The organism is uncultured Kushneria sp., assembly GCF_947497025.1.
Taxonomy (GTDB): Bacteria; Pseudomonadota; Gammaproteobacteria; order Pseudomonadales; family Halomonadaceae; genus Kushneria.
In genome coordinates, this window is record NZ_CANMFC010000004.1 from 132,254 (window position 1) to 146,715 (window position 14,462).

Annotated in this window: 19 protein-coding genes; 10 read left to right on the forward strand and 9 right to left on the reverse strand. The window is 58.9% G+C overall.

The features are described from left to right. Window positions 1-13 precede the first annotated feature (13 nt). The 9 genes from hisD to Q0931_RS08985 all read right to left on the reverse strand — a co-directional run bounded on the left by hisD (window position 14) and on the right by Q0931_RS08985 (window position 6,970). Window positions 14-1,348 carry a histidinol dehydrogenase gene (gene hisD / locus Q0931_RS08945; protein WP_299259439.1) on the reverse strand — a complete coding sequence of 445 codons (1,335 nt, stop codon included), beginning with the start codon at window positions 1,346-1,348 and terminating at the stop codon, window positions 14-16. A 112-nt stretch (window positions 1,349-1,460) separates the two neighbouring features. Next, window positions 1,461-2,117, reverse strand: coding sequence for an ATP phosphoribosyltransferase (hisG, locus tag Q0931_RS08950; protein WP_299259441.1), 657 nt, complete (start codon window positions 2,115-2,117; stop codon window positions 1,461-1,463). A 55-nt stretch (window positions 2,118-2,172) separates the two neighbouring features. After that, window positions 2,173-3,432, reverse strand: coding sequence for a UDP-N-acetylglucosamine 1-carboxyvinyltransferase (murA, locus tag Q0931_RS08955; protein WP_299259443.1), 1,260 nt, complete (start codon window positions 3,430-3,432; stop codon window positions 2,173-2,175). 20 nt (window positions 3,433-3,452) lie between these two features. Further along, entirely contained in the window at window positions 3,453-3,710 is a 258-nt protein-coding gene (locus Q0931_RS08960) for a BolA/IbaG family iron-sulfur metabolism protein (RefSeq protein WP_299259445.1), read from the reverse strand. 128 nt (window positions 3,711-3,838) lie between these two features. Then, window positions 3,839-4,192 carry an anti-sigma factor antagonist gene (locus tag Q0931_RS08965; RefSeq protein WP_299259447.1) on the reverse strand — a complete coding sequence of 118 codons (354 nt, stop codon included), beginning with the start codon at window positions 4,190-4,192 and terminating at the stop codon, window positions 3,839-3,841. Then, window positions 4,192-4,848: a phospholipid-binding protein MlaC gene (locus Q0931_RS08970; RefSeq protein WP_299259449.1), complete on the reverse strand. Its 657-nt coding sequence runs from the start codon at window positions 4,846-4,848 to the stop codon at window positions 4,192-4,194. The genes Q0931_RS08965 and Q0931_RS08970 overlap by 1 nt, the downstream gene beginning before the upstream one ends. 72 nt (window positions 4,849-4,920) lie before the next feature. Beyond that, window positions 4,921-5,382 carry an outer membrane lipid asymmetry maintenance protein MlaD gene (mlaD, locus tag Q0931_RS08975; protein WP_086901382.1) on the reverse strand — a complete coding sequence of 154 codons (462 nt, stop codon included), beginning with the start codon at window positions 5,380-5,382 and terminating at the stop codon, window positions 4,921-4,923. After that, window positions 5,382-6,158 carry a lipid asymmetry maintenance ABC transporter permease subunit MlaE gene (gene mlaE, locus Q0931_RS08980; RefSeq protein ID WP_299259451.1) on the reverse strand — a complete coding sequence of 259 codons (777 nt, stop codon included), beginning with the start codon at window positions 6,156-6,158 and terminating at the stop codon, window positions 5,382-5,384. Before mlaE ends, mlaD begins: the two co-directional genes overlap by 1 nt. Then, window positions 6,158-6,970, reverse strand: coding sequence for an ATP-binding cassette domain-containing protein (locus Q0931_RS08985; RefSeq protein ID WP_299259453.1), 813 nt, complete (start codon window positions 6,968-6,970; stop codon window positions 6,158-6,160). The genes mlaE and Q0931_RS08985 overlap by 1 nt, the downstream gene beginning before the upstream one ends. Window positions 6,971-7,187: 217 nt before the next feature. On the opposite strand from Q0931_RS08985, the gene Q0931_RS08990 reads away from it, so the two are divergent. From Q0931_RS08990 to Q0931_RS09035, 10 genes are all read left to right on the forward strand, one after another. Then, entirely contained in the window at window positions 7,188-8,171 is a 984-nt protein-coding gene (locus tag Q0931_RS08990) for a KpsF/GutQ family sugar-phosphate isomerase (protein ID WP_299259455.1), read from the forward strand. Window positions 8,172-8,272: 101 nt separating this feature from the next. Next, window positions 8,273-8,842, forward strand: a complete 570-nt coding sequence (locus tag Q0931_RS08995; RefSeq protein WP_299259457.1) for an HAD hydrolase family protein — start codon at window positions 8,273-8,275, stop codon at window positions 8,840-8,842. A gap of 31 nt (window positions 8,843-8,873) precedes the next feature. Beyond that, window positions 8,874-9,464: an LPS export ABC transporter periplasmic protein LptC gene (lptC, locus tag Q0931_RS09000; protein WP_299259459.1), complete on the forward strand. Its 591-nt coding sequence runs from the start codon at window positions 8,874-8,876 to the stop codon at window positions 9,462-9,464. Window positions 9,465-9,521: 57 nt separating this feature from the next. Then, complete coding sequence (gene lptA, locus Q0931_RS09005; RefSeq protein ID WP_299259461.1) at window positions 9,522-10,079, forward strand: lipopolysaccharide transport periplasmic protein LptA; 558 nt, start codon at window positions 9,522-9,524, stop codon at window positions 10,077-10,079. After that, entirely contained in the window at window positions 10,076-10,801 is a 726-nt protein-coding gene (gene lptB / locus Q0931_RS09010) for an LPS export ABC transporter ATP-binding protein (protein ID WP_299259463.1), read from the forward strand. The genes lptA and lptB overlap by 4 nt, the downstream gene beginning before the upstream one ends. Before the next feature lie 119 nt (window positions 10,802-10,920). Beyond that, window positions 10,921-12,333 (forward strand): RNA polymerase factor sigma-54, encoded by a 1,413-nt coding sequence (locus tag Q0931_RS09015; RefSeq protein ID WP_366941598.1) that lies wholly within the window; start codon window positions 10,921-10,923, stop codon window positions 12,331-12,333. A 167-nt stretch (window positions 12,334-12,500) separates the two neighbouring features. Then, window positions 12,501-12,812: a ribosome-associated translation inhibitor RaiA gene (raiA, locus tag Q0931_RS09020; protein ID WP_090135316.1), complete on the forward strand. Its 312-nt coding sequence runs from the start codon at window positions 12,501-12,503 to the stop codon at window positions 12,810-12,812. A gap of 3 nt (window positions 12,813-12,815) precedes the next feature. Then, window positions 12,816-13,289, forward strand: coding sequence for a PTS IIA-like nitrogen regulatory protein PtsN (ptsN, locus tag Q0931_RS09025; RefSeq protein ID WP_299259467.1), 474 nt, complete (start codon window positions 12,816-12,818; stop codon window positions 13,287-13,289). A gap of 11 nt (window positions 13,290-13,300) precedes the next feature. Continuing rightward, complete coding sequence (rapZ, locus tag Q0931_RS09030) at window positions 13,301-14,197, forward strand: RNase adapter RapZ (RefSeq protein ID WP_299259469.1); 897 nt, start codon at window positions 13,301-13,303, stop codon at window positions 14,195-14,197. Then, window positions 14,184-14,453 carry an HPr family phosphocarrier protein gene (locus Q0931_RS09035; RefSeq protein WP_299259471.1) on the forward strand — a complete coding sequence of 90 codons (270 nt, stop codon included), beginning with the start codon at window positions 14,184-14,186 and terminating at the stop codon, window positions 14,451-14,453. Before rapZ ends, Q0931_RS09035 begins: the two co-directional genes overlap by 14 nt. Window positions 14,454-14,462: the final 9 nt, after the last annotated feature.

The following is a 14,462-nucleotide window of genomic DNA, read 5'->3' on the forward strand; positions in this document are numbered from 1 at the left end:
GAAAACATCTGGATCAGCGCTTGTTGCTCTCGAGACGATTGTGACTATCAATACGGTTTTCTGCAGAGCGGGCATGTGCCGTGAGCGACTCGCCTCTTGCCAGCACGGATGCCGTCTGCCCAAGCGTTGATGCGCCCTGCGGCGAACACTGAATCAGCGATGAGCGCTTCTGGAAGTCATAGACGCCCAGCGGTGACGAAAATCGTGCCGTGCCCGAGGTTGGAAGCACATGGTTGGGGCCGGCACAGTAATCGCCCAGCGCCTCGGCCGTGTAGCGTCCCATGAAGATGGCACCGGCATGGCGAACCTGCTCTGCCAGCCTCTGTGGCTCTTCGACCGAAAGCTCCAGGTGTTCCGGAGCGATGCGGTTGACCAGTGACAGCGCCTGCGCCTCGTCATCCACCAGGATCAGGGCGCCGCGTCGTGACAGCGATGCCCGAATGATCTCGGCACGCTCAAGGGTGGGCAATAACCGCTCGATGCTTTCTGCCACCGCATCCAGATGCTGTTGATCCCAGCTGATCAGAATGGCCTGGGCATCCTCATCGTGCTCGGCCTGTGAGAAAAGATCCATGGCCAGCCAGTCCGGATCGGTGCCCCCATCAGAGACCACCAGGATTTCCGACGGCCCGGCAATCATGTCGATGCCGACCTGACCGAAGACGGCACGCTTGGCCGTGGCCACAAAGATATTGCCCGGCCCGACGATCTTGTCGACCTTCGGGATCGTTTCAGTGCCGTAGGCCAGTGCCGCCACGGCCTGAGCACCACCGATGGTGAACACACGCGCCACACCAGCCACATGAGCGGCGGCCAGCACCAGCTCGTTGAGCACGCCATCCGGGGTCGGCACGACCATGACAATGTCCTTCACGCCGGCCACATGCGCCGGAATGACATTCATCAGTACCGATGAGGGATAGGCTGCCTTGCCACCGGGCACATAGACCCCGGCCCGGTCCAGTGGCGTCACCTTCTGACCCAGCAGGGTGCCGTCGGCTTCCTGGTAGGACCAGGACTCGGGCTTTTGCCGCTCGTGATAGGCGCGAATGCGATCGCCCGCCACCGCCAGCGCCTGACGCTGCTCTTCCGGCAACCCCTGCCACGCCTGCTCCAGCCGCTCGGCGCCCAGCGTCAGTGCCGACATGTCCTGAACATCAAGACGATCGAACTGACGGGTCAGATCGATGACGGCCGCATCACCGCGACGGCGAACGTCAGCAATGATGCGATCGACGCTTTGCTGTATGTCAGCGTTTGAAACGCTTTCCCAATCTAGCAGCGTATCCAGCCGGGATTTGAAATCCGGCTGGCCTGTCGAAAGTCGATGTATGCTCTGCTTGTCCATTACGCCTGAATGACTCCTTGCCTTTTGGCCATTGCCGGAGAATAACGTGTCGCACCGGTGACGTGATGCCCTGTCGCAACCTGACTGTTGAAAGTCGGTCAGGTTGCAGGGTTCAGGACGTCAGGTTGCCCTGGCGACGTTCTGCCACCGCCTGCCCCAGACGCTCGATCAACGGCCCCAGCCGCGCATGCTCCACGGTCATGGACGCCTTGTTGACCACCAGTCGTGTGCTGATGTCAGCGATCAGCTCGCGCGGCGCCATGCCATTGGCACGCAGGGTATTGCCGGTATCCACGATATCGACAATCTCGTCAGCCAGGTTCATGAGCGGTGCCAGCTCCATCGCCCCATAAAGCTTGATGACTTCAGCCTGAATACCCAGATCTGAATAGTAACGACGAGCGATATTAACGAACTTGGTTGCCACACGACGCCGGGCACGCCCGGGCGTGACGCCTTCAATACCCGCGGTCATCAAACGGCAGCGCGAAATATCCAGATCCAGCGGCTCATACAGTCCCTGGGCCCCATGCTCGAGCAGAACATCCTTGCCGGCCACGCCCACGTCCGCGGCCCCCATCTGTACGTAAGTCGGCACATCCACGGCGCGCAGGATCACCAGCTTGACGTTGTCGAGACTGGTATCGAATAAAAGCTTTCGGCTCTTGTCGAGCGGTTCCAGCGGCTCAATGCCGGCAGCAGCCAGCAACGGTAGCGTCTCCTTGAGAATTCGCCCCTTGGAGAGCGCCAGTATCAGCGGTTTACTCATGTGATCTTCAATGGCTGCAAAAATGAATCGGCATGGCGCGCACTCCGACGGCCCTTTAGCGCGGCACGCGGCGAATACGCGCCCCCATCAGCTGAAGCTTTTCCTCGATGCATTCATAACCGCGATCGATATGGTAGATACGATCCACCACGGTTTCGCCTTCGGCGACCAGGGCGGCAATCACCAGACTGGCCGAGGCACGAAGGTCGGTCGCCATGACCGGGGCACCGCTTAAATGCTCGACGCCGTTGACCAGTGCCGTGTTGCCCTCCAGGGAAATGTCCGCCCCCATGCGGTTGATTTCCTGCACATGCATGAAACGATTTTCAAAAATGGTTTCAACCACGCGGCCGCTGCCTTCGGCGACAGCGTTGAGCGCCACGAACTGGGCCTGCATATCGGTTGGAAAGGCGGGATACGGTGCCGTGCGGATGTTGACGGCCTTCGGCCTGCGACCATGCATGTCCAGCGAGATCCAGCCGTCACCGGTTTCGATCTCGGCACCGGCCTCCTCCAGCTTGAGCAGCACCGCTTCCATGGTATCGGCGCGGGCATTACGCACCCGAACCCTGCCACGGGTAGCGGCGGCAGCCACCAGAAAGGTACCGGTTTCGATGCGGTCGGGCATGACATCGTACCGACAGCCGTGCAGACGTTTGACACCCTCAATGGTGATGGTGCTGCTGCCATGGCCGCTGATGTTAGCCCCCATCGCGATCAGACACTCGGCCAGATCCACGATCTCCGGCTCGCGCGCGGCGTTTTCCAGTACGGTACGGCCCTCGGCGAGCGTGGCAGCCATCAGAAGATTTTCCGTGCCCGTGACCGTGACTGTATCCAGCACAATATGCGCGCCTTTCAGACCGCCGGGCGCTCTGGCACGGATATAGCCGCCCTCTACCCGGATATCGGCGCCCATGGCTTGCAGACCGCGAATATGAAGATCCACCGGACGTGAACCAATGGCGCAACCGCCGGGCAGCGAGACATCCGCAGTACCGAAATGCGCCAGCAACGGCCCCAGTACCAGAATCGAGGCCCGCATCTTCTTGACCAGATCGTAGGGGGCATGACAGTCCTTGACGCGACCATCAAGCTGAATGCTCATCTTCTCGCCCATGATGGGCTCGACCCCCATGCGCCCGAGCAGCTCAAGCGTGGTGGTAATATCCTGCAGATGCGGCAGGTTGCCAATAATGACCGGCTCGTCGGCCAGCAATGTAGCCGCAAGAATGGGCAGGGCCGAATTCTTCGCCCCCGAGGTCCAGACTTCGCCGGACAGCGGCCGACCACCGCTGATAATCAGTTTATCCATTCACCAGACTTCCACGGCAATCAGGCACGATCTGAATCAGGTGACGCATCGGCCTGCTGCGCCGGCGTCATGGTCCTGATGCTAATGGCATGCAGCGCGCCGCTGGCAATCTCTTCGGAAAGCGCGGCGTAAATGAGCTGCTGACGCTTGACAGGTGTCATGCCTTCAAACACATCACCAATAGCGGTGACCTGAAAGTTGCACCCTTCTCCCTGAACCTGAAACTCACATGATTCGATGCGTGCCTCAAGCAGACGCTTGACCTCATCAGGCTGCATGATGACTCCTTTACTGGTTTGTTGGTCGCCAATGGTAAATGAAAAGCAGGACCCCGCGCGAATGGACATAAAAAAAAGCGGCGTCACTGACGCCGCTTTTCAATGACAGAGCCTGCAGGCTCAAAAACTCATGTCTCATCGGCCGCGGCAAATGAGGTTTCATGTGCCGGAAACACATCGCTGAGTTCGGCCATTTCGATCAACTCGCGCATGCTGTCGGAAAGCGTAATGCGATCGACTTCCAGCCTTTTTGCCTGCGCGGCGCGCAACCATTCAAGCAGTACTGAAATGGTCGCGCTGCTGGTTCGACTGACACCGCACAGATTGAAGGAAACCTGCGTCCCATCGTATCCCTGCAGCCAGTCGATACCGGCCATCGCCAGATCCGAGGCATTATCAAAGCCCGGCGCGCCTTTTAGATAAAGGGCGTCATCGCGGGCTTCGAGTTTGACGACATCATTACCATAGAGCGTTTCGCTCATCAGCCCTGGGCCTTTTGGTTGTCCCCGTCGCCCTCTTCCAGATCGACATCGGGCGACCAGCCATTGATGACAGCGTCGAAGTCACGGTTATTGGCGCGCATGGCCTGATCGAACTGATTGCGGAAGGTCAGACCCAGATTGATGCCGTTGACCACCACATTGATCACCTTCCAGTTGCCGTCACGATCGCGCAGGGTGTAGGAGACCGGATAGCGTTCGCCGCTGGTCGCAATCACTTCCATATCGACGCTGGCCTGATCCTCGTAACGCTGGTTCTGGTTATTATCCAGAACACGAACGTCCTTGTAGTCAAACGTCACCAGTCCCTGGGCATAGGTATCAATCAGCGTCTGCTTGAATACGCGTGCGAAGCGGCTGCGCTGCTCAGGTGAGGCGGCCTGAAAATATTTGCCCATGACGCTTGCCGACGCGTAACGCCAGTCAACGATGGGATCAATATTCTGTTCGACCACACTTTTCAGCTCGTCAGGATGATTGCGATAGCGGTCCTGATTGTTGTCGAGCTTTGACATCAACTGATCGACGCTTTGACTGACGACCTCGTGCGGAGGCTGGCTGGCTGCCTGAGCAGACAGGATGCCCATACCGAGCACCGCGGCAACCAATACGCCAACATAACGGGAGACCCTTTTCATCTACTGCACCTCCTGAATATACAAATTGCACGAATGCCAACCTGCTACGCCGACATTCGACCTTGATCCGGACTACTTGGACATGTTCGAGACAAACTGCTGAATCAGCTCTTCAAGCACCAGCGCCGACTGCGTATCGCGGATGGTTCCACCATCCTTGATCATTTCAGGCGCACCGCCGGTCGACAGACCGATGTATTTCTCGCCCAGAAGTCCTGCCGTCAGGATAGACGCCGTGGAGTCTTCCGACAGTTTTTCGCCAACATCACTGTCGATTTTCATCGTCACACGCCCCTCAAGCCACTTCGGGTCCAGCTCGATGCTGGTGATTCGGCCAACGGTAACGCCTGCCATGGTGACCCTTGAGCGCTCCTTCAAACCACCGATATTGCTGAAATTCGCATATACCGTGAAATTCTGTTCAGCCTGCCCTGGAGCAAAACCACTTACCTGTAGACCCAAAAAGACGAGTCCCAGAAATCCGGCCAGTACAAAGGCACCGACACCGGCTTCAAGCCACTTAGAGCGCTTCATTAGAATTCTCCAAACATCAGCGCGGTCAAAATGAAATCCAGCCCCAGTACGGCCAGCGAGCCAAAGACGACGGTTCGAGTCGTGGCACGCGAAATCCCCTCGGAGGTCGGTACGAGATCGTAACCCTGAAAGACAGCGATCCATGTCACGACGACACCAAAGACCACGCTTTTCAACATGCCATTCACGACATCATCCATGAAGACCACGCTGCCCTGCATGTTGCCCCAGAACGAGCCCTGATCAACGCCCAGCCAGTCCACGCCCACCAGGTAGCCACCCATGATGCCGATCACGCTGAAAAATACGGTCAGTATCGGCATGGACAAAAAACCGGCCCACAGCCGCGGCGAGATCACCCGGCGCAGCGGGTCGACGCCGATCATCTCCATGCTGGACAGCTGCTCGGTGGCCTTCATGAGGCCGATTTCAGCCGTCAGGGCGGAGCCGGCACGCCCGGCAAACAGCAGTGCGGTCACGACCGGCGCCAGCTCTCGCAGCAGTGACAGCGCCACCATCTGACCCAGCGCCTCGTCGGCTCCAAAGCCGGACAGCACCAGATAGCCCTGCAACGCAATGACCATACCGATGAAAAGACCTGAGACGGCGATAATGGGTAGTGACATGACACCGACAAAGTACATCTGTCGAAGCCAGAGCCTGGCGCCCTCCAGCCGAGGCAAATGACACAGGGCCTGCGCCAGGAAGATGGCACTGCGCCCGAGCGACTCGAGCGTATTCAGCGTCTTGCGCCCCAGAAAGATCAACGGTGACATCAAGACACCTCCGAGGGCGCAAGAATATCCTCGTAGAAATTCTTCGAAGGATAGTGAAAGGGCACCGGACCATCGGGTTTGCCCTGAATGAACTGGCTGACCCGCGGGTCCTGCGCCTCGCGCAGGGACGCCGGTGACCCACTGGCCATGACGCGACCATCGGCAATGACATAAACATGATCAGCGATCGACAGCGTCTCCTTGATATCGTGAGACACCACAATGGCTGTCATATTGAAAGCGCTGTTGAGCCGACGAATCAGGGTGACCAGAACGCCCATGGAGATGGGGTCCTGACCGACAAAGGGCTCATCATACATGATCAGATCCGGGTCCAGCGCAATGGCACGTGCCAGCGCCACACGCCGGGTCATGCCGCCGGAAAGCTCGGCAGGCATGAGATCACGGGCGCCACGAAGGCCCACGGCCTGCAGCTTGATCAGCACCAGGTCACGGATCATGTGCTCGGGCAGATCAGTGTGGACCCGGATCGGAAAGGCCACGTTTTCAAACACGCTCAGATCCGAAAACAGCGCCCCGCTCTGAAACAGCATGCCCATGCGACGGCGCATGCGAAACAGCGCCTGCCGTGACAGTCGATGCACGTTGTCTTCACCGACATGCACACTGCCCGAATCGGGCATGAGCTGTCCGGCGATCAGCTTGAGCAGGGTTGTCTTGCCAGTGCCACTGGGTCCCATGATGGCCGTAATGCGCCCTTTTGGGATCTCCAGATCAACGCCCGAAAAAATGGGTCTGCCAGCTCGCGAGAAATGCAGATTCTCGACGCTGACCAGTGTTGAGTCGGACATACAACTCCTGAATGAACACAAAAGGATATGGAGTTAGCGAACATCGTATCCGAATTATGCCCGCCCCCACCAGCGTCAGTTAAGGGCAACTGCCACAAAGGCATAAAAATCGAACATCACCAAACCCATTCAGCGCCTGTTTCAAGCGTCGATGATCCTGGTCTGTCCACACGGTTGCGCTTGTGCCCTGCGCCATCCGGCGTCAGAATTCACGGCCATGACAACACCTGATATCGACCACGACTTCCTGGCCAGCGCACGACGCACTCTTTTACTCGAGCAGAACGCCTTGAGAGATTTGTGCGAGCGCCTTGATGCGCCCTTTACGCACGCCTGCCAGCACATGCTTGAGTGTCGCGGGCGAGTGGTGGTCATCGGCGTTGGCAAATCGGGCCATATAGGACGCAAGACGGCGGCAACACTTGCCAGCACCGGCACGCCCTCGTTTTTCGTGCATGCCGGTGAAGCCAGCCACGGTGACCTGGGCATGCTGGTGCGCGATGATCTTGTGCTGGCGCTGTCCAACTCGGGAGAAACGGCCGAACTGACCGCCCTGCTGCCCCTGTTCAAACGCATGGGCATCACCATGATTGCCATGACCGGCAATGCGTCCTCGAGTCTTGCCCGGCACGCTGACGTCCATCTTGACGTCAGCGTGGCCCAGGAAGCCTGCCCCCTGAATCTGGCGCCGACCTCCTCTACCACGGCCGCCCTGGCGCTGGGTGACGCGCTGGCCATCGCCCTGCTGGAAGCGCGCCGGTTCAGCCCGGAAGATTTTGCCCTGTCCCATCCGGGCGGCACACTGGGTAAACGCCTGCTGCTGCGAGTAGAGGATCTGATGCATACCGGTGACGAACTTCCGGTCATTCGACAGGATGCACGTCTCAGCGAGGCGCTGGTCGAAATGACCCGCAAGGGTCACGGCTTTACCTGTATCACCGATGATGCCGGCCACCTCGTGGGCATCTATACCGACGGGGATCTACGCCGCACAATCGATCGCCATGGCGATGTGCGCCAGCTGGGGGTCCAGGAGGTCATGACGCCCGGCGGTCGTACCATCGAAGCGCAGACGCTTGCCGCAGAAGCGGTCAGGGTCATGGAAGACCACCGCATTACGGCGCTGGTGGTCGTCGATGATCTACATCGGCCCATCGGGCTGCTCAAGATGCATGACCTGCTTGGAAGCGGCATTGTCTAGTATTGACCTGATCCCTACTTGCCTACAGGACGACATGGCCCCCGCGACCCGATTAACCCCGGACTGCTGGCCGCCATATCGGAGAGCTGACACAGGACACCATGACACGACCCGATGACACAGTCTCTGCACTGACAGTCTCTACACTGAGTGAACGCGCCCGGCCCATCCGTCTTCTGGCGCTGGACGTTGACGGTGTCCTGACGGATGGCCGCCTTCGATACGCCTCACAGCCGGAACAGGATGGCGACAAGGTATTTCATGTCCGTGACGGCCTTGGGCTCAAGCTGCTTATACAGGCAGGCATTGATGTTGCCCTGATCACGGGCAGGGTCTCACCCGCCGTTGACCGACGCGCGCAGGAACTGGGCATTCGTCATGTCATTCAGGGTCGTGATGACAAGCGCGTCGTGCTCAAGGCACTGATGGCAGAGCTGGGCCTTGAGTCCGCGGAGGCGTGCTACTGCGGCGACGATCTGCCCGATCTCGGCGCCATTTTGCATGCGGGCCTGGGCGTGACGGTGGCAAATGCGCCGGACTATATTCGTCAGCGGGCCGATCTGGTCACCCGGGCAGCCGGTGGGCACGGCGCGGTACGTGAACTGTGTGAATGGCTCCTCAACGCGCAAGGTCTCTGGCAGGATATCATTGGTGCTCATGAGCGGCCCTGAGGCTGCCCCGCTTACCCGACAGGACGTGCATATGGCTTTTCGAGACAGACTTCCTTCCGGACGAACACGGGCACGTCTTGGCATTCTGATATTGGTACTGACTCTGGGAGGCGTACTGACGCTGATCGATCAGCGCAATACTCTGATGGCTCCCGGGCCGGCCCCGGATAGCGCTCAGGGCGTCCCCGATTACTATCTCGAAGGCGTGACTTATACCCGGTTCGATGAGCAGGGCCAAAGGGCACAGACCATGGAAAGTCCGCGGGTGTCTCACACGCCTGAAGATGATGTGACCCGCGCCGTGACCCCCCATTTCACCCTGCTGGGCGATGACGGCAACCAATGGACCGCCGATGGCGAGCGCGCCACGCTCGGACCCGATGCCAACACGTTCGAGCTGGCCGGCAATGCGGTACTGCGTCAACCGGCGGATGGGTGGCAACTTGAAACGGATGTGCTGCATTATGACCTGCCATCGAAGCATGCATGGAGCGACAGCGACGCTGTGTTCACCCAGAACGAGCAGCGTACCCGCGGTGACCGCTTCAACGGCTGGGTCGATGAGGATCGCATGACCCTTGAGGGCAATGTGCAGGGATTTCATCCGCCCATTCGCCAGTAATTGCCGCCTTTTTTTACCCATGGCCGTTTTTTCAAACATGAATGACAAGGATCTCCCATGACGCGCCCTCTGCTGCTGTGTACCTCTGCCCTGCTGCTGGCAATGCTCGGCCAGCAGGCCATGGCTCTGGAAAGCGATCGCCAGAAACCCATCGATATCGCGGCCGACGAGCTCAATATCGACAATCGCGCCGGTACGGCCGTCTATACCGGTACGGTCGAAGTTGATCAGGGCACCATGAAACTGCGCTCCAGCCGGGTCGAGCTCAAGCGGGCCCAGAGCGGTGGTCTTTCGAGCCTGACCGCAAAGGGCGGCAATGGCGGGCGCGCCTACATCGAACAACAGCCGGCCCCCAGCGACCCGCTGGCCAAGGGCTGGGGCAACACCATCATCTATCACGCCGGGGAGCGGCGCGTGGAACTGATCGGCAACGCCGAGCTGCATCAAAACGGCGACACATTTAACGGCGGCTACGTGGAGTATTTCCTCGATTCCCGTCAGGTCAACGCCCGTGGCGGCCAGAGCGCTCAGGACAAGAGTACTTCCGGCAGCTCCGACGGCCGTGTGCGCATGCAGCTTACTCCCGAAGATCAACAGGGTAGCAGCAGCCAATGAAAACCCTTCACGCAGCCCATCTGGCCAAAAGCTTCAAGGGGCGCCGTGTCGTTCAGGACATCAGCCTGTCGATCAGGCAGGGAGAGATCGTGGGGCTGCTCGGTCCCAACGGGGCCGGCAAGACCACTTCGTTTTACATGATCGTCGGGCTGATTCAGGCCGATGCCGGACACGTTGCCATCGATGATCTCGACCTGAGCCGCCGGCCGATGCACAAGCGCGCCCATGCCGGTATCAGCTATCTGCCTCAGGAAGCGTCCATCTTTCGCAAGCTTTCCGTGGCTGACAACATCATGGCCATCCTTGAAACACGCAAGGACCTTGATCGTCACCAGCGTCGCGAACGCCTGGATCAGCTGCTTGAAGAATTCAGCATCAGCCATATTCGGGACAACATGGGCATGAGCCTTTCGGGCGGTGAGCGCCGGCGTGTCGAGATCGCCCGAGCGCTGGCCATCGAACCGGCCTTTATTCTGCTCGATGAACCCTTTGCCGGCGTCGACCCCATTTCGGTCGGCGAGATCAAGGGCATTATCCGTCAGCTGCGTACCCGGGGCATTGGCGTGCTGATTACCGACCACAACGTGCGGGAAACGCTGGATATCTGTGATAACGCCTATATCGTCGGCAGTGGCCTGATCATTGCCGAGGGGGATGCCAACGCTGTCCTGAACAATCAGCACGTGCGCGACGTCTACCTGGGTCACGAGTTTCGCCTTTAACCCCGATGGGTTATTAGCAGATGGCATGATAATTGCAGCTTGTAGCGCCTTCAGCACTTGCAAGGTCGCCGTAGACTGGATAGCGTGACATCAAACGTTGGCGACCGGGCTTTGCGAACATGATGAAACCCGCCTTACAGCTGCGAACTGGTACGCATCTCACCATGACGCCTCAACTGCAGCAGGCCATCCACCTGCTGCAGCTGTCCACGCTTGATCTGCAGCAGGAACTCCAGATGGCACTGGAGAGCAACCCGCTGCTCGATATTGAAGAAGAGCAGAGTATCGAGCAGCCGGAGACGCTGCTGTCACAGGATGAATGGTCTGAAGACATTCCCGATGAGCTACCGCTGGATGCCCGCTGGGAAGATATTTATACCAACGACAGCAGTTCTGCCGGGGGCGAGGACAGCTTCAATATCGAACACAATGCCCTGTCCGTCGATCTGGCGTCACATATTCGCTCACAGATCCTGCTGATGGACATGGACCCGCGCGAGCATCTGATTACCGATACCCTGCTGGATGCCCTGGAACCCAGCGGCTATCTTGGCGTGGGACTTGAAGATCTTGGCAAGGGCCTTCGCCAGCAGGGCCTGGGTGATTTACGTCAGGTCGAGATGGAGCGCATGCTGTCGCGACTTCAGCAGTGTGAACCGACCGGCGTCTTCGCACGGGACCTGCGCGAATGCCTGCTGCTGCAGCTTGATCAGCTGCCGGATGATATTCCCTGGCTTGCCCAGACACGCCGCATGATTCGTCAGTTTCTCGAGCCGCTGGGGCAAAATGACCGTCGCCTTCTCAAGCGACGTCTAAGCCTTGATGATGAAGCGCTTGATCAGGTGATCCACACCATTCGCTCGCTCAACCCGCGTCCGGGTCAGGAGTTTGAGTCGGTGGACCAGCACCTGGTCATTCCGGATCTGGTGCTGCGATACCATGGCCGACAGGGCTGGCAGGTTGAGCTCAATCAGGAGTCCCTGCCACGGCTTCGCATCCAGCCCGATTATGCGGCTCTGGTGCGCCGTGCCGATAAAAGCGAGGAAAACACCTTTCTCAAGCAGCATCTTCAGGAAGCACGCTGGCTGCTCAAGAGCCTGTCGAGTCGTAACGACACCCTGTTGCGGGTAGGACAGGAGATCATGGCGCGCCAGGCGGGCTTCATCGAGCACGGTGATGAGGCGCTCAAACCCATGATTCTGGCTGATATTGCCCAGGCCGTGGACATGCATGAATCCACCATTTCCCGGGTCACCACGCGCAAGTATATCCATACGCCTCGCGGCATTGTGGAACTCAAGTATTTCTTCTCGAGCCACGTTGGTCAGGAAGGCGACGCCCACGCCAGTACGGCCATTCGCGCCCGAATCCGCAAGTTCATCGGGGATGAAGCGCCAAGGCGTCCGCTTTCCGATGCCCGATTGGTGCAGCTTCTGGCCGACAACGGCATCATGGTGGCCAGGCGTACCGTGGCAAAGTACCGCGAGGCCATGGGCATTCCCTCTTCCAGTGAGCGCAAGCGTCTGGCGTGAGCCCTTCTAAAACCATAACGCCTGAAAGCATTCGTGAAACATAACAACATGATTCAGGGTTTGCGCTGACGGGAAAAGCGTTACAATCTGAGAGTAGCCGGAGAGGCTTGCAGGTCCGGCAGTCCACACGGGCTACCGGTTATCCGTTTCGATTCAGGGAGCATGCCATGCAGGTAAACATTACCGGGCACCACGTCGAACTGACCGATGCACTGCGCGAGCACGTCAATCAGAAGCTTGCCAAGCTGGAACGTCACTATGACAACATCACCAATGTTCAGGTGACGCTGTCCGTCGAAAAGGAGCGCCAGCAGGCCGCGGCCACGCTACATGCCGCAGGTGCCGAACTTCATGCTCAGGCCGAGCAGGAAGACCTTTATGTTGCCATCGATGCCTTGACCGAGAAGCTTGATCGACAGCTGCTCAAGCACAAGGAGAAAATACAGGCCCGCTCCCAGGGCAACGGCAAATACCTGTAACCCATGACACTTGACCAGATACTCCCCTCCGACCGAATCCTGTTTGATGTGGAAGGGGGCAGTAAGAAGCGCGTGCTGGAATTTTTCAGCGGGTTCATCTCACAAAACATTCCCAGTCTCGACAGTCAGGAAGTCTTTTCCCGTCTGATCAGCAGGGAGCGTCTGGGGAGTACCGGTGTGGGGAATGGCGTGGCCATTCCTCACGCTCGCAATTCACACTGCCGTCAGCCACTGGCCGGATTCATGCGTCTTCAACAGGCCGTGGATTTCGATGCCATTGATGGCGAACCCGTCGATCTGCTTTTTGTGCTGCTGGTTCCTGAAGCCGCCGAAGACACGCATCTTTCCCTGCTGGCACAGATCGCTGAAGTCATGAACGCCGCCGAAACCCGGCATGCCCTGCGCAATGCCCATGATGAGCATGAGCTTCATGACATCCTGATGCAGGCCATCCGTCAACTTTCCACGCGAGTATAAGCAGCATGGCCATGGAACTTGTTATCGTCAGTGGACGCTCCGGTTCCGGTAAATCCATTGCGCTGCAGGCACTGGAAGATCAGGGCTTTTATGCCATCGACAATCTTCCGGCAATGCTTTTGTCTGCCCTGATTGACGAACTCGAAGCCGGCAGTCCGCATCGTAACCGCGTCGCGGTCAGCATTGACGCCCGCAATCTACCCAGTGAACTGGAACGCTTTCCGGAACATCTGGAGGCGCTTTCCAGCCGCGGCATTTACTGCCGGGTGGTCTATCTTACGGCAGACTCCCGCGTTCTGCTGGAGCGCTACGCAGCCACGCGGCGGCGTCACCCTCTTACGCGTGAGACCCAGATGACGCTGGCCGAGGCGATTGAAGCGGAGCATCAGTTCCTCTCGCCTCTTCGGCATACGGCTGATCTGGTCATCGACACCTCCGGGCAGTCCGTTCACGACCTGAGACGCCGGGTGGCCGAGCAGGTGGCGCGTCATGACATCAATGACCTGACGCTGACCTTTGAGTCCTTTGGCTTCAAGCGTGGCGTGCCGCTGGATGCCGACATGGTGTTTGACGTGCGCTGCCTGCCCAACCCCTACTGGGACCCGCGCTACCGCACCCAGACCGGTCAGGACAGCGATGTCATCAAATTTCTGGAAGCCCATGATGAAGTCAAGGCGATGTTTGGTGACATCTGCCAGTGGCTTGAGCGCTGGCTGCCCTCCTACCTGGCCAGCCATCGCAGCTACCTGACGGTCGCCATCGGCTGTACCGGCGGCCAACATCGATCGGTCTATCTGGCCGAGCAGCTTGGTGAGCATTTTGCCGGCCAGTTCCCGACGGTGCGCATTCGCCACCGTGAACTGACCATTCAGCGCGCTGTCAGTGAGGCGGGTGATGCTTCAGCGTGAACTGACCCTGACCAATCGCCGCGGCCTGCATGCACGGGCCGCAACGCGTCTTGTACAGTGCTGTCAGCCCTTTTCATCACGCGTCACGATTTATCACGGTGACAGAAGTGCAGATGCGGCCAACATCATGTCCCTGCTGATGCTCGCCGCCCCCTGTACCAGTGTGGTGCAGGTGCATGTGGAAGGCGAGGATGCCGAAGAGACGCTGAACGCCATCGAGGCGCTTTTCGAGGCGCGCTTTGACGAAGACCAGTAGATCCGTCAG